Origin of the sequence: Paenibacillus sp. E222 (genome assembly GCF_013401555.1) — a bacterium.
In the GTDB taxonomy this organism is placed as follows: domain Bacteria; phylum Bacillota; class Bacilli; order Paenibacillales; family Paenibacillaceae; genus Paenibacillus.
On sequence record NZ_CP058552.1, the window covers coordinates 5,586,821 to 5,610,154 of the forward strand.

Annotated in this window: 12 protein-coding genes; 2 read left to right on the top strand and 10 right to left on the bottom strand. The window is 46.5% G+C overall.

What is annotated here, in order from left to right:
• Positions 1-166: 166 nt before the first annotated feature.
• Positions 167-613, top strand: coding sequence for a hypothetical protein (locus tag HW560_RS24730; protein ID WP_179265014.1), 447 nt, complete (start codon positions 167-169; stop codon positions 611-613).
• A 105-nt stretch (positions 614-718) separates the two neighbouring features.
• Here the strand turns inward: HW560_RS24730 and HW560_RS24735 are convergent, their stop codons facing one another.
• The 3 genes from HW560_RS24735 to HW560_RS24745 all read right to left on the bottom strand — a co-directional run bounded on the left by HW560_RS24735 (position 719) and on the right by HW560_RS24745 (position 5,530).
• Positions 719-2,686: a sucrose-specific PTS transporter subunit IIBC gene (locus tag HW560_RS24735; RefSeq protein ID WP_090897112.1), complete on the bottom strand. Its 1,968-nt coding sequence runs from the start codon at positions 2,684-2,686 to the stop codon at positions 719-721.
• A 26-nt stretch (positions 2,687-2,712) separates the two neighbouring features.
• Positions 2,713-4,188: a glycoside hydrolase family 32 protein gene (locus HW560_RS24740; protein WP_179265015.1), complete on the bottom strand. Its 1,476-nt coding sequence runs from the start codon at positions 4,186-4,188 to the stop codon at positions 2,713-2,715.
• A 358-nt stretch (positions 4,189-4,546) separates the two neighbouring features.
• Positions 4,547-5,530, bottom strand: a complete 984-nt coding sequence (locus HW560_RS24745) for a LacI family DNA-binding transcriptional regulator (RefSeq protein ID WP_090897103.1) — start codon at positions 5,528-5,530, stop codon at positions 4,547-4,549.
• A gap of 579 nt (positions 5,531-6,109) precedes the next feature.
• Here HW560_RS24745 and HW560_RS24750 point away from each other — a divergent pair.
• Complete coding sequence (locus HW560_RS24750) at positions 6,110-7,192, top strand: bifunctional 3-deoxy-7-phosphoheptulonate synthase/chorismate mutase (protein ID WP_090897101.1); 1,083 nt, start codon at positions 6,110-6,112, stop codon at positions 7,190-7,192.
• 170 nt (positions 7,193-7,362) lie between these two features.
• Here HW560_RS24750 and HW560_RS24755 read toward each other — a convergent pair whose 3' ends face one another.
• The 7 genes from HW560_RS24755 to HW560_RS24785 form a co-directional block, all read right to left on the bottom strand.
• Entirely contained in the window at positions 7,363-9,036 is a 1,674-nt protein-coding gene (locus HW560_RS24755) for a ribonuclease J (protein WP_179265016.1), read from the bottom strand.
• Positions 9,037-9,197: 161 nt separating this feature from the next.
• A complete protein-coding gene (gene rhaA / locus HW560_RS24760; protein WP_090897095.1) occupies positions 9,198-10,469 on the bottom strand; it encodes an L-rhamnose isomerase in 1,272 nt (423 codons plus the stop codon).
• An 18-nt stretch (positions 10,470-10,487) separates the two neighbouring features.
• The gene (locus HW560_RS24765) at positions 10,488-12,557 is read right to left on the bottom strand and encodes a bifunctional aldolase/short-chain dehydrogenase (protein ID WP_090897093.1); all 2,070 of its coding nucleotides are present in this window, start codon (positions 12,555-12,557) and stop codon (positions 10,488-10,490) included.
• 250 nt (positions 12,558-12,807) lie between these two features.
• Positions 12,808-13,740 carry a glycoside hydrolase family 5 protein gene (locus HW560_RS24770; RefSeq protein ID WP_373565015.1) on the bottom strand — a complete coding sequence of 311 codons (933 nt, stop codon included), beginning with the start codon at positions 13,738-13,740 and terminating at the stop codon, positions 12,808-12,810.
• Positions 13,741-14,108: 368 nt separating this feature from the next.
• Positions 14,109-14,819 (bottom strand): trehalose operon repressor, encoded by a 711-nt coding sequence (gene treR / locus HW560_RS24775; RefSeq protein WP_090897085.1) that lies wholly within the window; start codon positions 14,817-14,819, stop codon positions 14,109-14,111.
• Between the two features lie 121 nt (positions 14,820-14,940).
• Positions 14,941-22,500, bottom strand: coding sequence for a fibronectin type III domain-containing protein (locus tag HW560_RS24780; protein WP_179265018.1), 7,560 nt, complete (start codon positions 22,498-22,500; stop codon positions 14,941-14,943).
• Positions 22,501-22,672: 172 nt separating this feature from the next.
• On the bottom strand, positions 22,673-23,329 hold the full coding sequence (locus tag HW560_RS24785; RefSeq protein ID WP_090897077.1) for a carboxylesterase family protein: 657 nt from the start codon (positions 23,327-23,329) through the stop codon (positions 22,673-22,675).
• Positions 23,330-23,334: the final 5 nt, after the last annotated feature.

Genomic DNA, 23,334 nt, shown 5'->3' on the forward strand with positions numbered 1-23,334 from the left:
CTTGTTAATCGCTTACATGTGTGGATTTCAAATCAAACATCGGAAAATCAGGCTTATATCCATTCCGGTTGATTTTACTTAAACTGTGTTCAGTCGTAACATAATCCGCAGGATAACAAAAAAAATAGAAACAATAAGATGATTTTGCCTATGGAGGTTGGAGCGTGTGATTGCAAGTTGTGATGTGAAAATTCGACCGGAGATTCGTGTTGATGCCCGGATTAGTTCCATGGAGATTATTCGGTACGATATGCGAAAATTACCTTTCGTAGCGCAGGAACGTTCATCCTGCTACTGCGGATTGTTCAAAATCTCATGCGGGAATGTTCATGGTTTTGCCGAATTTAAATTGCCTGTAGGTTCCCATCCGTCCGATCTGGTAAAATGGGCTTCGGTGTTCAGAGCTTTAAAAGGTATGGAGTTGTCACAGGTCATGCAATATATCCAGCAGCATCAAGAACTATGGGGAAATGAACGCATGCTTTTCCTGCACGAAGCCGTCAGCAATTTGCTTTTCAACCTGGAGCAAGCCAGCACATCTGATGTGGTGTTAAGCCGGGACGAAATTCGTGCCTTTCTGATGCAATACGCACTCACCTATTATTCTTTTTGACACCTTCCGTGAATAGAAAAGATACATAAAAGTGCAAAGAAACCCTGGTGATATACACCGGGTTTCTTTGCATTTTCCAACCTGTCTTTTTCAAAGGTTTTACGCTTATTGCGGTTCAGTAAATTTCACAACGATTAGTGCTTCTCCATTAGCTTGAACAGGGCCTGTCATCGCTGGCATCACCTGCTCGATTCTATCATTCCCATTCGGGATGAGCACAGGTGTAATCAATGGCAACCCTGCGGCCTGGATCGCTTCCATGTCAAATTCAATCAACAGTTGTCCTGCAGTTACGGTATCTCCGCTATTCACATATGCGGTAAAGCCTTCCCCCTTCAGTCCAACGGTATTAATTCCAATATGCACAAGCATCTGAACACCTGTTTCATGTTCCAGGATTACGGCATGTTTGCTCTTGTTCATCACATGAGCGATGACGCCGTCAAAAGGTGCAAATACTTTGCCCTCAGAAGGCTCAATAGCGATCCCTTCTCCCATATGCTTTTCCGAAAATGCAGGATCAGGAACCTGCTCCAAAGCAACCGCTGTGCCTGTGATGGGTGATGCAATCTCCAGCATAGCTACCCTCGCACGATAGTTAACAGCCTGGCTGGCAGATGAGTTTGACTTTTGCGACAGCACTTCCGTCTTGCTCTCTTCTCCTGCATTGCTCGGAACTTCCTCCGCAACCGGCTGATCCTTATATCCGAAGAACCAGGTAAGTGCAAATGCAATTCCCATGGCTACCACGTTGGACAAAATGTACAAAGGCAATTGGCTGTTCAGATACAGCAGGGTGCCCGGAATAACCGTCACCGCCATACCTGTACCTTGCAAATGGAACAAGGACGCGATGAATCCACCGACAGCGCCTCCGACAAGACCCATGATAAACGGTTTCATATACCGCAAGTTAACCCCGAAGATCGCAGGTTCAGTAATCCCTAGAAATGCAGAGAATGACGAAGGCAGTGCGAGTGCTTTCAGCTTTGTATTTTTGGTCTTCAACCCCACTGCCAGACAAGCTGCTCCTTGCGCAGCCATAGCACATGTAATAATCGCGTTAAACGGATTAAAGCCCGTTTTCTCCAGTAATTGAATCTCCAGAAAGTTAAAGATGTGATGTACACCGGTAACAACAATAATTTGATGGAAGAAACCAATAATAATGCCCGCAATACCGAATGGCAGTCCCAATACGGCTGTCGTCCCATGCAGCACCCACTCCTCAAGAGAATGGAATACCGGACCAATTGCGAAGAGCCCCAATGTAATCATGACCGTCAGCGTAATAAAAGGAGTCAGAATTAAGTCTAGAGCCTCGGGTACCCGTCTTCTCAGAACCTTCTCAAACTTCGCTCCGATCAATCCGACGAAGAATGCAGGCAGCACCGAACCCTGATACCCGACCACCGGTATGAATCCGAACATATGCAGCGGTTGTGCTGATCCATCGGCCACAGCGTATGCATTCGGCAGCGCCGGATTCACAAGCATTAGTCCCAAAACGATACCGAGAACTGGACTACCGCCAAACACGCGGAACGCAGACCAGGCTACGAGTGCAGGCAGGAATGCAAATGCCGTGTCCGTCAGGATTTGAGTAAATAACAGGAAATTGGGCGAAATGTCCTCCGGTGTTGCACCAAACAGCGATAGAATTTCATTTTGAGTGAGCAGCCCGCGCAGACCCATGAATAGCCCCGTTGCTACAAGCACAGGGATGATCGGTACAAATACGTCACCGAACGTGCGAATGGCCCGTTGAAAAGCATTACCTTCCTTTTTGCCCTGACTCTTCACGTCTTCCTTGGAAGATCCTTCGATGCCCAGCTTCTCAACCTCTTCAAATATCCGGTTCACTGTTCCTGTTCCAAAAATGATCTGATACTGGCCCGAGTTGAAAAAGGCCCCTTTGACTTTGTCGATGTTCTCGACCTGCTTCTGATCGATCTTGTCCTTGTCATTCACCATGATCCGAAGACGTGTTGCACAGTGTGCAAATGATGCGATATTTTCTTTGCCCCCGATGGCACGAATAACGTCCTGGGCAATCTGCTGATTATCCGACATGGTCCTTCATTCCTCTCACGTTATATCTAATAATCCCATTTGGATGCCTGAAATCCTGCCTTGCCTCCATGTGCAAAGAAGCGAATCTCTGTGCTATCCTTGCTTGGAAAGATACGGCTAGTGAATACCTCTTCTCCATCATTGACAAAGATCTCAACAGAAGAAGAATCCACAAAGATATGGAACTTAAGCACGTCTGCATTCAATGTGCAGCGCCGTACATTCCCGTTCTGTTCCGCAAGCGTTGCGCCTGATTGCGAGCGATCCAGAATTACTTTCTGATTCAACCGATCATACTGCACCACGGTCTTCTCTTCTGCACTCGCCCGCAATTCAATGCCTACAACCTCTGCCTCAACACCAAGGATTTCACATTCCAATTCATAAGCCATTCCAGCAAAGTCTGCGAAAGATCGAGTCTCATCATCGATTGTGAATTCCATATGAGTTCCTTCAGAATTCCCACGCAGCTTCACCATTTCAGAAACTGGCTGCTGAATTAACTTCCCCTCCCGGAGTGACAACTGCCGCGGAATCGTCAAGCAATGTGCCCATCCACTCTTATCTGTCGGATACTCCAAATCGGGAAGTCCCATCCAGCCCACCAAAATTCGTCTTCCATCCGGCGCCTGCATCGTCTGCGGGGCATAAAAGTCAAACCCACGATCCAACTCCTGAAATGGACCATGTTCGAAGTGCCTTGTCTGAAGATCCAGTGGTTCACCAATCAGATAACCCGACTGAAAAATGTTGTGATACTCATCTCCCTGACTCTCTATACCTTGCGGCGAAAAGATCAGCACACCCTGACCCTGCATCTCCAGATAATCGGGGCACTCCCACATGTAGCCAAAGTTAGGTAGTCCAGTGTGAATCTCTCCAAGAAATGTCCAGTTTCTGAGATCTGACGAGCGATATAATACCGTGCATCCCGTTTCATCTACACGCTGGGCTCCAATCACGCAATAATACATGTCACCCTGCTGCCAAACCTTGGGGTCTCTGAAATGTTCCGTGTAGCCAGAAGGTACTTCTGAGATCATAGGTTGATGCACTTTGGTTATTGAACCGCTTTCATCCATAATCGCCAGACACTGATACGGATGCCTGTTCCAGTTCTCATCTCTTGTATTGCCTGTGTATAGCAGATTGAGCTGGCCATCTTTTTCAATAGCACTGCCCGAATATGCCCCGTGTGAGTCATATGTGTCGCCCGGCTGGATTCCAATTCCGACTTCTTCCCAGTGCACCAGATCCGTTGAACGGGTATGGTACCAATACTTCAATCCATGCTCGGTTCCGAGTGGGAACCACTGATAGAACAGATGATAATATCCCTGGTAATAGGAGAATCCATTAGGATCGTTAAGCAGTCCGGTTATCGGCTGGATATGGTAATGCTGTCTCCATGGACAAACAGAAATCAAAGCTTCCAGCTTGCCTATTTCTCCAGGCTCTGCCTGCTCGATTCGTCTGTAGCGTTGCTCTCTAGTCATTTTCATAAAAAGTGTTCTCCATCCTAGCTAATATAAATTAGAAAAAGAAAATTTACACTTGGTCACTTCAATGGCAGAACCATCTTTCGATCGCTGTTATCCCCAGATTTCCTTGATCCCTTTTCTAAAGGGTGAAATCCGGTGATAAAGGCGAACACTACGTTTCTACAGATTTTTTCTGCCCTCTCCGTGATCGTGTAACTCTTAATTTAATTTATTTAAAAATCCAAAAAAAATAGAGGAACCGGTTCCAACACACTCAAAAAAATAATTCCATATGGCTTTTCGCCTGCCACCTTGTTCCCATATCCGTATTGGCATCCAGTGTGGAACCGGTTCGATGGAATTATCATAAAGGATTCATTTATATCTTGTCAACGCTTTCTCGTGGAATAATCTCCACATCAAGAATCGTGCACTGCTCCACTGGCTCGCCTTGTACCAGACGAATAATGTGTTGGGCCGCCACTTGACCTGCCTCGAAATAATGATATTTTACGGTCGTTAGTGTAGGATGAATCATCTCGGTAATTTCATAACCGCCAAATCCGGTAACCGATAAATCCTGAGGAATTTGTATCTTATTGGAAAAAGCAATCTTCATCACACCCAGTGCGATGTTATCTGTTGCGCCCACAATAATGGTCGGTTTGCTTTCTTTCAAAATCGCTTCTGCGGTAATGATAGCCTCGGACATTTTGAAGCTTGTCTCATAATACGTCACATCACATCCGCCACATTCGTCAATCGCACGCTTGAACCCCTGTTTGCGATGGATACCCACCGCCTGATCTCTCTCGGTAACGCCAATATAGACGATTTTTCGATGGCCCTTTTCCACAACATGCTTACCCATCTCATACCCCGCCTGATCATCATTATGAACCAGACTGTGCAGATGTTCATGCTGCTGCCCTACCAATAGCACCGGAATTCCGATGTCTTCAACGGCTTTGAGATGTGCGTCCGTTACTTCTGCGGCAAGCAGAATAATGCCGGATACCTTCTGTCTGGCAAAGTCATATATGGCATCAATCTCGCGCTGCATATCCTGGCTCGTATTCGCGATCAGCATCTGATACTGATTATTTCTTAATTCTTCATCGATACCTATCAATGTCTGAGAGGTTGCAAAGGAATCCAGACGAGGCACAACCGTTCCAATAATGCTGGTTCTTTTGGCCTTGAGACTCTGTGCAAACGTATTGGGTACGTAATTGTATTGTTTAATAATGCGCTCAATTTTCTGCCGTGTATCGTCACTAACAGAACCACCATTCAGGAAACGAGAGACGGTGCTCTTCGCCACGCCTGCCATTTGGGCGATATCCGAAATCGTTTTATTCATAACTTCTCCTCTTATTCTCATTCACTTGAATTCACTTATATTACCTTATATTATACTTCGAATGGCAAACCCTTGCGAATACTATTCCCATGGAGATATTAGTAAATCTCACAGAAGACTGGAAGTGGATGCTTAATGCGCCACGGTAAAGCGTTATTGATGCATGGCATTAATTCAGCTTCTTGCAGATAAGTAACATGAGATGCTAGTATAACTTCAATTCATAACGTGCATCATGAACTACAGAACAGAATATCAATATTCATACAGGCTATGACGGAAAGAGTACGCGGAGTTATCGTTCATTACAGGGACGCGGTGCCGAAGACTGAGAGCACCCGAAAGGAACACGCCGCCGAAGTTCACTCCCGAGCCGATTGCTGAAGAGCTGCTCCTCATGGATATAGCTTCTAGGACAATCCGTTCCTTGCGTTAAAAGGTCAAAGTGAGAAACAGATCGGCTGTATTCAATCAGCAGAACCGTTTCTAATTAGGGTGGTACCACGGCTTCTTCGTCCCTTACGGATGAAGGGCCTTTTTGTGTTTTTTTATAAATCTAAATTGAAGGAGTGGATCAGCATGGATCAAAGCAAGAACTTGGAACAATTAAGAGGCCGATTGAGTGAGATTAATCATAACCTCCTGCACTTGTTGTCAGAACGGGCCCAAATTACACAGGAAATTGGTCAAATCAAGGAAAAACAGGGTGTACCCAAGTTTGATCCGGTTCGTGAAAAAGAAATGCTGGAGGAACTGACTGCCGCCAATCCGGGACCTTTCCAAGACGATGCCATCAAACTTCTGTTCAAACAGATTTTCCAAGCTTCCCTGAACCTTCAGGTCGACGAACATAAGAAACAGCTGCTCGTTAGCCGCAAAAATCAGCAGGAAGATACTGTCGTCTCCATCGGAAACGTCAAGGTTGGCGCTGGTAAACCGATTCTGATCGCCGGACCGTGCTCGGTTGAAAGTTATGAACAGGTACGCGAAGTTGCCGCAGCGCTGAAAGAAGCCGGCATTACTGTGATGCGCGGAGGTGCATTTAAACCTCGTACTTCTCCATATGACTTCCAGGGACTTGGAATCGAAGGATTGAAAATTCTGAAGGAAGTTGCCGATGAGTTCGGATTGAAGACCATTAGTGAAATAGTACATCCAAGTCATATTGAAGTGGCTGGCCAGTATATTGATGTTATCCAGATCGGTGCACGTAACATGCAAAACTTTGAACTGCTCAAGGCTGCCGGGGATGTTCAGATTCCTATTCTGCTCAAACGTGGTTTGGCGGCAACCATTGATGAATTCGTTCATGCTGCGGAGTACGTTGTCTCCCGGGGAAACAAACAGGTTATGCTGATTGAACGCGGCATTCGCACCTATGAAAAAGCAACACGAAACACACTAGACATCTCAGCTGTACCGATTCTGAAACAGGAAACTCATTTGCCTGTGCTTGTGGATGTCACCCACTCTACCGGGCGTAAAGATATCCTTGCCCCATGTGCCAAGGCAGCTCTTGCAGCAGGTGCGGATGGTGTTATGGTTGAAGTTCATCCCAATCCGGCTGTAGCCCTCTCGGATAGCGCACAGCAATTAAATATCGAGCAATTCCACCAGTTCCTCTCCTCTGTGAGACAATCCGGATTGCTGAAGGATCAATAGGTCATTAACAATAAATAACAATAAAAGCCTGACTGAAATGTACGGTTCATACGAAAAACGGTATGATCCTACATTTCTCAGGCTTTTGATCATCATAATCTTAATCTTATTTTTAATTCACATCTTATTCTTATCCTTAATCTCTTTACATCGGCCCTGCTCCATTATTCTCAAACCTCAATAATAATGGGCAGAATCATCGGTCTTCGTTTTGTCTGGGCGTAGATGTAATGACCGATCTCGTCTTTCAGCTTTCTTTTGATCACATTCCACTGATTCGCCCCGCTTCCGGTTAACTCATCCATCTTGTTCTGAACCAGCTCATGAAGCTCTTTCATGAATTCTTCGGAATCCTTCACAAACACAAAACCTCTGGAAATCATCTCAGGTGCTCTCACCATATGTTTCTCTGTTTTGCTCAACGTAGTCACAATCACCAGCATGCCATCGGATGACAGCTGCCGGCGATCACGCAGCACGATATTCCCGACATCGCCCATGATCAGACCGTCGACCAGACTGTTGCCTGAAGCAATTTGGGGGCCAGGAGAAGCCACGCCGTCTTTGTACTGAATCATATCCCCATTGTTCACGATGAATACGTGATCCCGTTCGATGCCTACGGACTCCGCCAGTTGTCTATGCTGATACAGCATGCGGAACTCACCGTGAACAGGAATCAGGTAATCAGGCTTCATCAGGGTCAGCATCAATTTGAGTTCTTCCTGACTGCCGTGTCCTGATACATGCATACCTGCTGCTCCGCTTGAACCGTAAATGACGCGTGCTCCGAGCACATACAGATTATCAATGACATGCGCAAGATTTCGTTCGTTTCCAGGGATCGCCCCAGCAGCTATAATGACGGTATCTCCAGGTGCGACCTTCACATGAGGATGCTTGGAGGCCGCCAAACGGGATAATGCTGCCATCGTTTCACCCTGACTTCCCGTACAGAGCACAACGACCTCATCAGGTGGAAACTGGTCCGAATCAATAGCCTCTATGAGCAGCCCCTCAGGTACATCGAGGTAACCCAGTTCACTGGCTACAGCCACTACATTAATCATGCTTCTGCCCAGCAGAGCCAGCTTGCGTCCTGTTTCGAATGCTGCATTTACAATCTGCTGCACTCTGCTTACATTGGATGCAAAGGTTGAAATAAACACTTTTTGTTTGGCACGAATAAACGCGTCCAATATGTGGTCACCTACGACACGCTCGGAAGGAGTGAACCCGGGTCTCTCTGCATTGGTGCTCTCGGACAACAGCACATGCACACCTTGTTTGCCAATCTCGGCCATACGATGCAGATCGGGATAAGGCCCATTTACAGGTGACATATCAAACTTGAAATCCCCGGTATGCACGACATTTCCCCCAGGTGTCTGAAAGAAAATACCCAGGCAATCCGGTATGCTGTGACTCGTCGCAAAAAAAGAAACCTGAATTTCACCCAGCGTAATGCTGGATTTGGAATCAATCGTATGCAGATCGGCTTTGCGCAACAGCCCATGCTCTTTGAGTTTCAGTTCAATTAATCCACGTGTCAGTCTGGATGCATACACCGGGATATTGATCTGTTTTAACAAATAGGGAATACCGCCAATGTGGTCTTCATGTCCATGAGTAACCACAAGCGCCCTCACCTTGTCCTGATTTTCCAGCAGATACGTCACATCCGGAATGATGAGATCAATGCCCGGCAGCGTTTCATCCGGGAATTTGGAGCCACAATCGATGACAATGATGTCCTGATTATACTGGATAAGATACATGTTCTTGCCTATTTCATTCAAGCCGCCAAGTGCTGCGATATACAATTTGTTGTGGGCGAGATTCAAATCCGATTCATCCTCCTCTGCGTTGCAGTAATAGGCAAACGATACTTTGCATTTTTCTATGTATTTTTAGTATGGAAATTCTGACCGCGGTTATGCATTTTGCATTTTTTTCATGCAAAAAGGCCACAGCAGAGAGCTTCTCTACTGTGGCCTGCATCATCCTATACGAAAGATTTATCTCGTTGAAGCAAAACTTCCTGCTCATAAGTTTTGATCTTAGCAATCCACTGTTCACGTACAGGTACTTGCTGTTGTTCGCAATAATAATCCCAGATCGCGCCGAAAGGATAGGACTTAAACTCTTCTGTCAAAGCAAGACGAAGGGTGTAATCTCCTTCCAGTTCCGCTGATTTCAGCGCATCCACAGGTTCCAGCATCGCACGCAGCAATGCTTTAATCGTGTTGCGTGTGCCAACTACCCACGCCGCAACCCGGTTGATGCTGCCATCAAAGAAGTCGAGTCCGATATGTGTCGTTGGAAGCAGATCATGACGTACCAGTTCGCGGGCTATTTCCAGCAGCTCATCATCCATAATGACAACATGGTCACTGTCCCAACGCATTGGACGGCTGACATGCAGCAGAATGCCGTTGGTGAACAGGGCCAGTGAAGACAGTTTGTTGGATATGACTTCCGTTGGATGAAAATGTCCAGCATCGAGGCAGATTAACGTATCATTTTGCAGCCCATAGCCCATATAGAATTCATGAGAACCAACGACATACGCTTCGGAGCCGAGGCCAAACAGCTTACTCTCGACCGCATCCAGGTGATACTTGGGATCAAGCTTCTCAGCAAACACCTCATCTAGGGAATCCTTCAACCGCTTCCGCGGTGTCATCCGATCGACCGGATTATCCTTGAACCCGTCCGGTACCCACACATTGGTTACACAGGTCTGCCCCAGCTGCTCGCCAAAGTAAGCGCCAATGCGGCGGGATGCTTTGCAATGATCAATCCAGAACTTGCGAATCGCCGGATCGGAATGACTTAGCGTGAAGCCGTCACTTGATTTTTCATGCGAAAAGCACGTTGGATTAAAATCCAGGCCAAGCCCCTGTTCTTTGGCCCATTTTACCCAATTCTCATAATGCTTCGGCTCAATCCGGTCCAGCTCCACTTGTTCGTCCGTATCTGCGTAGATGGCATGCAAATTGACCTTATGTTTGCCCGGAATCATGGAGAAAGCTTGCTCCAGGTCTGCCCGAAGCTCTGCAGGTGTCGTTGCAGCCCCCGGATATTGACCTGTAACGGATATTCCGCCCGTAAGTTCCCCGTCTTTATTGAGAAATCCTTTCACATCGTCCCCTTGCCAACAGTGAACAGACACTTTGATCTCCGCGAGCTTCTTCAGCACTTCATCCGTATCAATTCCATGCTGAGCATATAATGATTTGGCTGCTTCATATGCTTGCTTGACCTGATTTTCCATGTGCGAGAACCCTCCTTATTATCGTGTAAATGCTGCTGGCACACCGCCATCAATCGTCATCATGCAACCGGTTGTTTTTTCCGATTTGGAAGAGGCAAAGAAGGCGATGCCTTCCGCAATATCTCTCGGATAAATATTGACGAGCAAAGTTGTACGTTTGCGATAGTACTCTTCCAGTTGATCCGGTTCGATACCATAGGCTGCTGCACGTTCATTTCTCCATGAACCGTTCCAGATCGCTGAACCTTGCAGAATGGCATCCGGGAGAATCGTATTTACACGAATGCCGTATTCTCCACCTTCAGCCGCGATGCAGCGGGCCAAATGAGCCTCAAGTGCTTTGGCCGAGCTGTAAGCAGAAGCGCTTTTACCCGCATATACCGAGTTTTTGGAACCGATAAATACCATACTACCGCCAATTCCCTGCTGTTTCATCAACTTGAAGGCTTCACGCGCCACGAGGAAGTACCCTGTACCCAGCACGTTCATATTCAAGTTCCACTCCTTCAACGATGTTTCGTCAAATGGACTGGAGGTGGCCAGGCCTGCATTGTTCACGATAATATCCACGCCGCCATATTGTACGGCAACTTCGGCATACGCAGATTGCACGGCTTCCTCATCGGTCACATCCATCTTCAATGCATATGCGCGATTAGCACCATATTGATCGTTAATTTCCTGAGCTACCTTCTGCGCTCCTTCAAGGTTAAGGTCCGCAAGAACGACATGTGCCCCTTCGGATACCAATCTGCGTGCAGTTTCACTTCCAATTCCACCAGCACCCCCGGTAATAAACGCCACTTTGCGGGAAAATTCAGTCTCCGCTGGAGCCAGCGATAATTTGTATAGCTCAAGCGGCCAGTACTCCACATTGTAGGATTCATTGGCACTGAGGGATACGAATTGGCCCAGACTTGTCGCACCGCGCATCACCGCAATGGCTCTATGATACAATGCCCCGCTTACCTGGGACAGGGCCCAGCTCTTGCCTGTGTTGATCATGCCCACACCGGGGATAAGAATGACGCGAGGTGCAGCTTCGAACATCACGTCACCTTCATTTTTGTTGCTCTCAAAATATTGTTGATATTGCTTTTTGTAGGCGGCCACGCCCTCTACCAGCTTGGATTTCAGCCCTTCAATATCCTCCGCGTCCGGTGTCCAATCGATGAATAGAGGTACCACTTTGGTATGCACCAAATGATCCGGGCATGCCGCGCCTACCTGTGACAGCTTCGGTGAATCCACTCCACCAACAAAAGCAAGCACATCCTCCTGATCGTCAAAGGACAAAATCATTTTTTTGCTATCCGATACCGCTCCCCGAATGGTCGGCATTACTTTGGATACGATCTGGCGACGCACTTCTGCCTCAAGCGCAGGATGCTTCTCTCCGCCAAACAGAGTTCCTTCGTTCACACGTGCTTCAATGAAAGCTTCCGCTTCATTAATAATTTTGATCGTCTGCGCGTAACATTCTTCCGATGTTTCTCCCCAAGTCACAAGCCCGTGCTTCTCCATCAGAACCAGTTCCGCATTCGGGTTCGAGAATACGCTTTCAGCAATCATCTTGGATAGTGTGAATCCCGGACGCACATAAGGAACCCATACAAATCGATCCCCGTAAATCTCTTTCGCCAGTTCTTTTCCGTTATCTGCACAACACAGACTAATAATCGCATCCGGATGGGTATGGTCCACATGTTTATATGGAAGGAATGCATGCAGCAGCGTCTCAATGGATGCACGCGGGTGTTTGGAATCGATCATGCAGTGCCCCAGATATTCGACCATCTCTTCATCCGACATGGATTCACGTTCGATTAATGGACGAATGTCTTCGAGTCCAAGGCCTGTAAAATGCTTCGCCTGCATGGAAGCCAGGTCAGATCCACTACCTTTTACATACATCACTTCTATATCACGGCCGCGAAAATCTTTCACCGTCGTTTTGGTAGACGTGTTACCTCCGAAAATGTTACATACACGACGATCTGACCCAATCAAATTGGATCGGTAGACCAGCTGCTCCAGTCCGGTTGTTTTCTCCGAAGCCTGTGATGAATTCCATAAACTCTGTACCATTTGTTCCCCTCCGATAATGTTTGTTTTATTCCTAATCAGAGTTTATCATCTTTGTTTTGTTTTGAAAACAAAAGATTTTAAATATAAACGGAAAAATTCAAAAGAGTTTCTGTTTTGATGATTTTTCTTTCAATAAAAAACACCCTGACGTGTTGGTCAGAGTGTTTGGAAGAGAATTTTTGGTCAGAACAAGCTTAAGGTCACTAGTTGATTAGATGAATCTTTTTAGAAATGCTAGACCCTATAGACCTTAGTAGATCCCTGCTTTTTTTGAAGTATTTTTAATTCCATAAGTGTCGTTCACAACCGTGTTTCCAAAGGATGTCAAACTTCCGTTAGGACCTGTAGCCAAGTCCAAATAGTTCAAATCGGAGCTGTTGCCATACCAGGACCATGCGAGCCAGCCTACCCCTTTTTCCTGACCATATTTCATGATTGCATATTCATCGACGTCTCCGTTCGTGTGGTATCCACCGAATTCACCAATGATCAGGGCCAGACCTTTGTTTAAAACGCTTTCCATGTTGGCTTTTACGGTTGCCGCGTCTTTACCGGCATATTCATACATGTGAATCGAGAACACAGTATTTTTCTGTGTATCTGCTGCAAATACACTTTGTCCATAATCCACGATGGATTGCGGGTATTGCCCCCAGCCTGCTGCATCCACGATCAATGTATTGTTAATACCGGCATTTCTCAGCTTGGGAATTGCTTTTTTGTATCCGTCAGCCCAGGCACTGCCGTTCCATGTTCCATACCATTCGTTCGCAATATTTACGATAACCCTGTCTTCTTTGCCAATGAGTGCTTCCTTGATGCTAATCCAGTAGTTCACTGCTGCGTCCAACGAATTATAGTCATCCTTACCTGTTGCATCATGTACTTCAAGCACCGCAATCATTTTGTTTGCGCTTACAACATTAATGATGTTTTTAACAGAGTTCAGATCGTCTTTGGTGTACTGCACGCCATTGGAGAGCACAATCCGTACGGTGTTGGCACCTGTTTTGGCAATCGCAGGAATCGCCGTGTTCAGGTCGTTCTTAAACCATGAATGTCCATGATTGACACCTCTCATAACAAATGCCTTGCCAGTGGAATCGTACAATTTGCCTCCGTTTACATAAAATCCTGTAGCAGCAGACGCTTTGGGTGCAGCACTCCCCAGAATCACCAACATAAGTGCAGCAATTACGGTAAAGACTGTACACTTTTGCAACTTGACCATTCGTTAGAACCTCCTACATTTTTTTGTTTATTTCAATTAACCCTGCTCAAGGCAATAAGTTAACTAAAATCAAGAGTAAATCATCATTAAATAAGGTTATAATCAAGAAAATATAACCTCATAATAAGATAAATGATTTAATTATATTTACCTTATCGTTAAGGTTATGGACATATAATAAAATGAAAACGCTTACCGGTCAAGTTATTTTTACCATGAAAAGGAATGAAATTTTGTGCTCCACAGCAAAGAGAGTACCTCATTCACCGATAAAAGAAGTGAACAGGTACTCTCTTGGTCATATGGATGGTCAATGGATATCATCTGCGCCGGGCAAAATCCACAAATCTGAACTTGTCGGGGCGATGCCTTGCTTCTGTGAACTGGAATTGACTCGCGTCCTCCAGGTAAACCTGGCTCCTTACCACAACTACATTGTGGAACCCTTCGAGATCAAGCAACTCCCTATCTTCAGCGGTAGGCTCCTCCACCAAAATTTCCTTTTTGGCAAAAGAGATGGTCAGCCCGAGTTCTTCCTCAATGTACTCGAAGATAGAATCATTACATATTTCCCTGCTCAAACCGGGAATAAGCCTCTGGCTTATATGGTCCTTATCGAGGATGACATGTTCGCCATCCACTTGCCGTACACGTCTGATCTCCCAGACCTTTTCATTCAGGCCAAAATTGATTTTCTTGAACAAGGCCTGATCAACCTTTTTTTCTTCAAAAACCTTAACGTACGTTTTGGCCCGATGTCCCATTTTTTTAGCCAGTTCCTTGAAGCTAACGAGACCTGAGATAGGAAAATCAATTTTACGTATATCCAAAACAATGGAGCCCTTACCTTGAATTTTCTGAATATAACCTTCTTCAGACAGCATTTTCAGCGCTTTGCGAATTGTCTCTCTGGACGTTTGATAACTTTCCGATAAATCCAGTTCCGAGGGAAGCAGCGTGCCAGCTTCAATTTCTCCAGTCCGAATACGAGCTGCGATATCTTCATAGATTCGGATAAATTTATTATTCATCATTCATCACCACTGTCCATTACCCTTTTTTTATCATATTAGCAACCTATTATAACATTAAAAGTCGAATAACGGATAATGTCGCAACTATCGATGATAAAATGATGAATTGACATGTGATTCAATCCAAGTCTTTTACGTCAAATTTTGACGCGTTATCCTTACCATCTATGTCGCTACTCGTTCCTTTATCATCCATAGTTGGATTCTCTTCCTCCATAGTTTGGTTCTCTTCAATAATACGGATCAGCTTGTTCAGTCGGAAGATGAGGGCTGCCGCCTCGGATCTGCTCAGATGCTGCAAGGGACGGAAACTGCCATCTTGGTATCCCGTAAGCATATACATTCCAGCAAGCTCTTCAACCTCTTCTTTGGCCCAATCGGATACATCCATCTGATCCGTAAAAGCACGACGTGAAGTTGCGGGTTCCGGCTTGATTTTGCGAATAACATTCGCGATGATCTTTGATGCTTGTTCCCGGGTTACCAGCGCATAAGGTGCAAATTTACCATTCCCCATACCATGTACCATACCACGACTTACGGCTGCTTCGATCTCCGGAGCAAACCAATCCTGATCGTTCACATCCTGAAAAGCATTTTGATAATCCGCAGATGTGTCCACACCCATTAATCGCACAATAAGTGCTGTGAATTCAGCTCTTGTAATGGGACGACGGGGTTCGAAGCGGGTTTCACTCACACCTTGAATGATGTTTTGCTCTGCCAGCCATATAATCTGATCTTTATTGAATGTTTGACCAATATCAATGAACTTGATCTCTTTCTTGGCTGTTGTTTCCGCTTTGTCATTTTGCTCTGGTTGAGACACAACGGACTGGGCATCCTCCGGTTTGGAGGAAGTTACAGGTGAACCGGCCCCACTTCCGTTTGAAGGTGGATACGGCATAGTCACAGCCACGGCCTGCTGGCTTTCACTTTTTTCCCCGGCTGAATTTTCAGTCCACAATATGACATCATAGCGCTGCCCACCCGTTAATCCTGTCCAGATGTAGCTTCGATCCTTTCCACGATAAATCTCCCGCCCACTACTAGAAAGTACGATTATTTCATTCAAAGATTCCAACTTCCAGCTCAACGCAATGCTGCTTGTACTCTGAGAGGTGGCTGAAACGGTGAATTCTTCTGATGGCAATGTCTCGAACTCAGGTACATTAACTGTCTCTCCGTCTCCCGCCTCATTAAAAGGCACAATAGAAAAGTCTGGATAGCGCTGGGCACTTTCCAATTCAGTCACATGTATCGACGTTCCCATTGTTGTCGCAATCAGCTCGTCTTTCCGATAGATGCGATAGCCTGCTGCCCCAGGAATCATATCCCATACAATATCTGCACCATGCTGAGCGCGTTCTTCCACTTGGGGTGGAGAAGGAATTTTGCCTGGCAGTGTTACTGCTGTTAGATTAAAGCCGACCTCGCTCTTACCGGAAGCATTAACGGTTTTGATGGTGTACACATAATCTACACCAGACTCAAGCCCCCGGTCCTCGTAATAAGGCTCGTCAACAGACACTCGGCCGATCTCCGCACCGTCACGTTCAATGATGAATTGCTCAGCCCCCTTGACACGGCTCTTTTCGAACTGAAGTTGTATGCTCTCCTGTGTCGAACGATATTCCACTTCTTTGGGAGCTTCCGGTTTGGTTAACAGCGTATACTCGAGCTTATGTGATATATCCCCCTGCTCGTTCTCGGTATACAATTCGATGGAGTAGTTCGTTCCGCCCTGCAGCTCATTTACGATATACTCTTTTTGTTTACCTCTATACAGCTCGATACCATCCATTAGAACCACAAACGTTTCGTTGAGATAAGGGAAATCCCACTCCAATCTGGCATGCTCCGTCTCCGGATATAGCTTTATCTCAACAGAATCGACATGAGGCAGGGTGAAAAATGGAGCAACGACCATTGGACTTCCTTTACCTGCCGTATTATAAGGAACGATCTGTACTTGATCATATTGAGCTGCGCTGGTAAGTCCATTAAGGGTAACCTCAGTCAAATCATTCTCTGTAATGGTTGTGAATTCGTTATCCGCTATCATTACAATGTAACCCTCTGCCCCTTGGACCTTTTTCCACTTAATCACTGCTGCCGTCTCTTCAATTACATCTGGGTGCAGCGTTTCCTTAATTGTTGCAGGCAGCGTACGCAATTGAACATCAAATCCCGTATCGCTATCGCCCGAAGCATTCGAAGTCTTAACCGTATAGGTGTATCTCTCTCCCGGCGTCAGGTCACTATCTTCATAAGAAATGCTGTCAGCCGGAATACGGTCAATTTCAATACCATCTCGCAATATGATCAACTGTTCTGCTCCTCGTGTGGCGCTGCCACTCAGATCCAGCTTTGCCGATTGATCGGTTACGGCAGCAATACTTGCTGTTTGTGGGGATATGGGCTTGGTCAACAAAAGAACCTGAACAGGAGAAGAACGGTGACCATCCTCATTCATGACAGTAAGTTCAAACGCATACGTTGTGCCATCCAATAAACTGGCGAGATGGACCGATGGTTCGGACACAGTCTGTACTTCCCCCGTGGTCTGATTGCGTATTTCATATGCGGCAGCTCCCTTTACTGCTTCCCACGCCAAATCAAACGCGTGCGTTCCCTTGATCACCGTAATCCCATCTGAGGATAGTGGCAGGGTTTGAGTTGTTATTCCATAGGTAAGGGAAGCACCCGAACCACTTGCATTAACCGCCCGGATCTTATACGTATATTTCGTGCCTGGCAACAAATCCTCATCTACGAATTGGGTTTCACGCGCATCCATGCGAGCAATCTCTCGCCCATTGCGTTCAATGATGTATTCGTCTGCACCCTTAACTCCTGTTTTGGTAAAATCAAGATTAATACTGTTTTCCGACACTTCCAATGCCTTAATCTCCACTGGTTTCTCAGGCAATGTCAGTACAGATACATTCGTCGCTTCGGATGAGGTCCCTTGTCTGTTCATGGCAACAAGTGTGTAATGATGCATCGTTCCATCCTCAAGTCCTGAAATCAGTGTGGTCAGCTCTGTTCCACGGTAAATCTCTTTGTTCCCCTGTTTAATTACATACTCCGAGGCACCTGCTACCGCAGCCCATGACAAGTTGGCTTTATGTACCCCTGGTTCAACTACGATTTCTGAAGGCGATGCTGGTTTGGATAATCGAATCAAGCTGGCGGACTGACCGACTCCAGACGTGTTCAAGCCCTGTACTTCCACTAAATACTCCATGCCTGGTGACAATTCTTCAGCCGTATAGGCAAGTCCAGAAGTTCGACCCACTTCGGCCCCATTGATACTCACAATATAGGATTCGGCTGTATTTACAGATTCCCATTCCACACCAATGCTCGTTTCATCCGTATGTGTTACTGTGAGTCCTTCTGGTCTGGTTGGCAAAGTAAGAAGTTCACCGCTTGTGGGTGCACCGTAACCGGCTGCATTTCCGGCCTGCACCTGATACGTGTAGTGGCGGCTGCCAGATAACTGATGGACTTCAAGCTGTGTATCTGATATCTCATAACTCTGCCCCTCAAGAACGACCCGGTACTTCGTCGCTCCGGGTACTGCATCCCATCTGAGTGTTGCTCCTGTTTCAGTCGGCTGAACAAAGTGAAGACCTGAAGGACTCTCGGGAAGCGTCGTTCCAGATACTCGATTGGATTGACCTTGTCCACTTCCATTGCCTGCCTGAACGTCCACCTGAACCAACGTTCCCGCGGTCAATCCCGTTAGCAGATATTCATGGGTTCCAGCAAGCAGCGTCTCTCGCTTCTCCCCATTCACAAAGACTTCGTATCGCTCCGCGCCTCTTACAGGATCCCAACTTAGACTCATGCTCGTTGTTGTAGCATTATCTATACTCAAGTTTTCAATGGCCCCCGGCAATGTCATCAGCTTCTGCAAGCTTGTTACCGGGCCTTCTCCTGTCTCGTTTGCGGCCAGCAATTCATAGCTATACTCTGTTCCACTATCCAGACCTGCGTCCACATACTCCGTTTCCAATCCTTCGTAGATTCCTGCTCCACTACGTGAAAGGCTGTAATACGTGGCTGAAGTTACCGTCTCCCATCCCAGAGAGATCTCATGCTCCCGAATCTGCACTGCCTCAAATTCACCGGGTGCTGCAGGCAATGTCAGAAATCCCGCCCTGCTGCTTTCTCCCGCACCACTCTCATTCAGAGCTGTGACCGAAATCGTATGAATGCTCCCCGGGACCAGATTGGTCAAGTACGGAATATTGGAAGAATCGGAGATCGTCTGGTCATAAACAATTCTTCCATCCGAAGTTGCAGCCGTGATACGGTACGCAGTAGCCCCTTGAACCGAATCGAAATGCACTTCTGCCAGCCCAGGCTGGGAATCGACTTTTCGAATTTGTAATGATGCCGGTGCTGCCGGGATTGTCAGTGCACGGACAGCTACTGCATCACTTATGCCAGTGTGGTTTCGAACTCTCACTTCGTAATCATAGACTTGCCCACCACTTAGGGAGTCATCAATGTGCGTATGTTTTGGATAATCCAGTGTCCACGACTGGCCTGTCGTTTGGTTTATAATTTCATACTGATACCCGTCGGTATACCATTCTCCTGTCGGCAAATCCCATGTAAGTTCTGCCGAAGTCTCACTGATCTGTGTGATGCTCACATTTCCCGGTTGCTGTGGTTTGCGCTGGATCTGATAAGGCGCCGATACCGTCTCATATGTATTCCCTGCCACATCCATTGTTTTGGCATGGATATACCAAATGCCTTCGGATTCAATTGAAATTACAGGCTCATTCGAGCGAGCTTCATTCCAGTTGTCTGGCGATAAGGCACTGTTGGTCACATTGTACAATCGCGAATTCTCATTGATACCCGAATCAGAATCTTCATATTGAACGGTAGCAGATATATTAGTGTCACTCCAGCCTTGTCCATTCGGTGTAAATGTAACCGTTGGAGCAACCTGATCGACATAAGCCGTACGACTAATCTCCTTGCTAACGTTTCCGACAGCATCTCTCGCTCTGGCTCGAATGACGGTGGGACCGTTTGAACTCACGGTGCCTGAGTTTCCTGCAATATACGGGGCCCCATTCAAACTATATTCATACGAAATGGAATGTTCGTCTACGCTGCCAGCAATCGTAAATTGTACAGCTTCCTTGCTCCAGCCTGACTGACTTAATGTAATAACCGGTTCTGTTGGAGCGGTCTTATCCAATCGAATGATTGCTTTCGCAACAGTACTTACGTTCCCTACCTGGTCAAGCGAGCGCGCATATACTGTGGTTTTTCCTTCTTTGGTAACCTTCACTTCTCCAGTGTAATCGATCCAGGGGCCTTGTTCGTTTAGACGATATTGGCTTTTGGCAAGTCCACTGCCTGTATCTTCACCACTGGTGATTTCAAAAGACACATCCTGGTTTGTCCATTCATCATCACTGAGTGTAATCTTTGGCTCATCAGGGCCAGTCTTGTCAATTCGGGCAGTGGCTGAAGTTGACGCACTGACGTTAGAGGCCCGATCCACACTTCGCGCCTGAATCTCGGTTATTCCTTCCGTATGGATAGTAAATGGCTCTCGATAATCGACCCAAGTCCCTTCACCTCCAAGCCTATATTGCGTAAGACCCACTCCGCTTGCTTCATCCGTACCTGCCGTTAACGTCACCGTTACTGCCGAATGGGTCCACTCCGGAGGATTTAACGAAATGACGGGAGGTGTCGGAGCTGTACGGTCCACTCGCGCTGTAACCGAAGCCTCCTGTCCTGTATTGCCAAATGCATCTATACTTCGTGCAATTATGAGCGTGTTTCCTTCAGAAGCAACCGTAAAGGGAGCAGTGTATTCCTTCCATTCTCCTCCAATCCCTAGTTTGTACTGTGTCTTCTGCACACCACTTAAGGCATCCGAACCTGCTGTAATCGTAACCAGGACATCTTCCTTGGTCCAAGAAAAAGGATTGACTGCTAAAGAGGGAGCGGTGGGACCAGTTGTGTCCTTTGTGATCTGACCTGCAGAGGCAAATGCAGTCTGTATGCCTTCTCCATTCAGAGCTGCTACATATACGTCATATATTCCGTCTGCAAGTCCTGTTAGCGCAAGTTCAGTCCGAGTTGATGAAGTTGTACCCGATGCAAGCACTTGTCCAACGGAGTTGCGTATTTCCGTTTTGTAATTCGTTCCCGCAGGATTGCCATTATTGTTCCAACTAGCCGTAACGGAGTTACCCGACTGGCTCACAGCTGCATCGCTTGGTGTATTGGCCAATGTAAATTTGCTAGCTGGGCTTGAATACCCCGTATAGGAACCGACCGAATTTTTGGCGCGCACAGCAAAAGAATACGGGGTATTCGGTGTAAGCCCGGTCACCTGACGACTATTGGATGTACCTGTATCGAAGCTCTGATTCGTCGTTACATTTTTCAGTTCATATGTCACGGAGGCATCATTCGCCTTCTTGTCCCAATTCACCGTTAGATTATTATTGTTAACCGATGTAAATGTTGGTGTTCCCGGAACCACGAAACTTTTTACCGTGAAATTGACCGTGCCCGCTGAGGAGACCCCTCCCTTGTCATCCATAACCCATACCTGCAACGTATGTGCACCATCTGCGAGCGTATCCGGCAATGTGTAATTCGTGTTAAACAACTGATTGGAACCTGTAGCCGTCATTTGTGTCAACATATTTTCGGAGCCTCCGTCGATTGACCATTTGACAGTCAGAAGATCTCCCACATCCGTATCCCGGGTTGTACCGGAAATTTGGAGCTGTTCTCCTTTATAGTAGGTCTGGCCTGAAGACGGAGCCGATAGTGCAAAAGAAGGCGGTGCATTTTTGGGGCCAATTCCCACGATCGTCGAAAATTTGCGTGAAGCCTGGTTGGCAGTTGCTTTACCGTCCCACCAAAACTGCGCAGCAGTATCCGTTGCGGTAATGGTCTGGCCTGGCGTAAAGGAAGATGGAGAAGAACCACCTGTCAGCTGTGCACTGTCCGGGCTATTGTACTGCCCCATGAAAATGCGATCCGCGTCCACGACGTTATACGTGTTAGCATAAAAAGCGGTTACCTGAACTCCACCACTGTAATTGCGCCAGCCGTTCTCAATCACTTCAAACGGAGAAGCATCGTTGCCATTCACCATCGTATCCCAATAGAACGTACCTCCCAGATTGAGCGTAGAGCCGCTGCGATTAACAGCCTCCAGTTCCACCTTCATATAACCGCCCTGAGATGTGGCATTCACAATGGATACGCGCAAAATATACTCTACATTGTCTTTTTGCCTGGACATTTCGATTACATTATTATTGATTCGATAATAATTAAGGGGCAGCGACTTAAAATTAACGGGTGTTCCGTTATGATCAATAATGGTGGATACATTCCCTGTATCACCACCGTAGAATACATTTGTATTTGGAAGCAACACAATTCTATATTTGCCATCACTATTCATCTCCACTTTCACCTTGGAGGATTGAACAGCCTTCATGCTGGAAGTATCGGATACAATACTGATGGTTTCCACCGCTTCAGCCATAACGGCCGTTGAACCCCATTCGACCAGCATGGCTTGGGGTGACAGCAAGGCAAATGCCAGTACCACTTTGCTAAGCTGCTCGGCCTGTTTTTTTATACGTTTCTCAGATTTCTTCTTCAACGTCTGCTCTCCTTTTCTGCACACACAAAAAAGGAGGCACCCCAACAAAGGAACAAAGTCCTCTGTTGGGGTGCCTCCCCTAACAAGTGTCATTTTTTCTTGATTATAACGATTCAAATAACGAAAGTAAATACTTAAGAAGGCTGAATTTTGTCAATTCACGATTGATTGATTATAACGAATGGCTGAGAAACCATTTGTACAACTCCGGGTTTTCATACGTTTCTGTCCAAGCATCATGATCCCCTTCAGGGTATATCGTCAGCTTCACATCCGCATTCAACGCTTCAAGCGCATGAACAATTTTCTCGGATTCCGTTACATAAACGACGTCATCCTTTGCCCCATGAAACGCCCATATCGGCGTATTACGCAGTTCTTCCGCTTTGGAAGGGTCCGCTCCCCCACATACAGGAGCCAATGCAGCAAATGTATTGGGGTAAAAGAGTGGCAGATCCCATGTACCATACCCGCCCATACTCAGACCTGTAAGATACACCCGGTCTGGGTCAGCTGCTTCGGTTTCCAAAACATGTTCCAGAAGGGCCATAACAGCTTCGCGATGCATACCCCAAAATTCGTCCACAGGACATTGCGGTGAAATCACGATAAACGGGAAACTCTTGTCCTGATCGGCAATAAGCGGAACCCCGTTTGCTTTAAGCATTTCCAGATCATTACCGCGTTCCCCGGCACCATGAAGAAACAAAATGACAGGCCATTTCTGGTCCTCTGCAAGTGGTTCCTCCTTCTCAGGAATGTGCAGCAAATAATCCAAAGTGACGGTTTTGGTGATTTCTTTTACCAGTCGATGCCCGGTTTGCGACATATGCT

Excerpts from the sequence above, each read along its gene's own strand:
- HW560_RS24735 (WP_090897112.1), bottom strand. The coding sequence starts at position 2,686 with ATGTCGGATAATCAGCAGATTGCCCAGGACGTTATTCGTGCCATCGGG.
- HW560_RS24740 (WP_179265015.1), bottom strand. The coding sequence starts at position 4,188 with ATGAAAATGACTAGAGAGCAACGCTACAGACGAATCGAGCAGGCAGAG.
- HW560_RS24745 (WP_090897103.1), bottom strand. The coding sequence starts at position 5,530 with ATGAATAAAACGATTTCGGATATCGCCCAAATGGCAGGCGTGGCGAAG.
- HW560_RS24750 (WP_090897101.1), top strand. The coding sequence starts at position 6,110 with ATGGATCAAAGCAAGAACTTGGAACAATTAAGAGGCCGATTGAGTGAG.
- rhaA (WP_090897095.1), bottom strand. The coding sequence starts at position 10,469 with ATGGAAAATCAGGTCAAGCAAGCATATGAAGCAGCCAAATCATTATAT.
- HW560_RS24765 (WP_090897093.1), bottom strand. The coding sequence starts at position 12,557 with ATGGTACAGAGTTTATGGAATTCATCACAGGCTTCGGAGAAAACAACC.
- HW560_RS24770 (WP_373565015.1), bottom strand. The coding sequence starts at position 13,740 with ATGTTGGTGATTCTGGGGAGTGCTGCACCCAAAGCGTCTGCTGCTACA.
- treR (WP_090897085.1), bottom strand. The coding sequence starts at position 14,819 with ATGAATAATAAATTTATCCGAATCTATGAAGATATCGCAGCTCGTATT.
- HW560_RS24785 (WP_090897077.1), bottom strand. The coding sequence starts at position 23,329 with ATGTCGCAAACCGGGCATCGACTGGTAAAAGAAATCACCAAAACCGTC.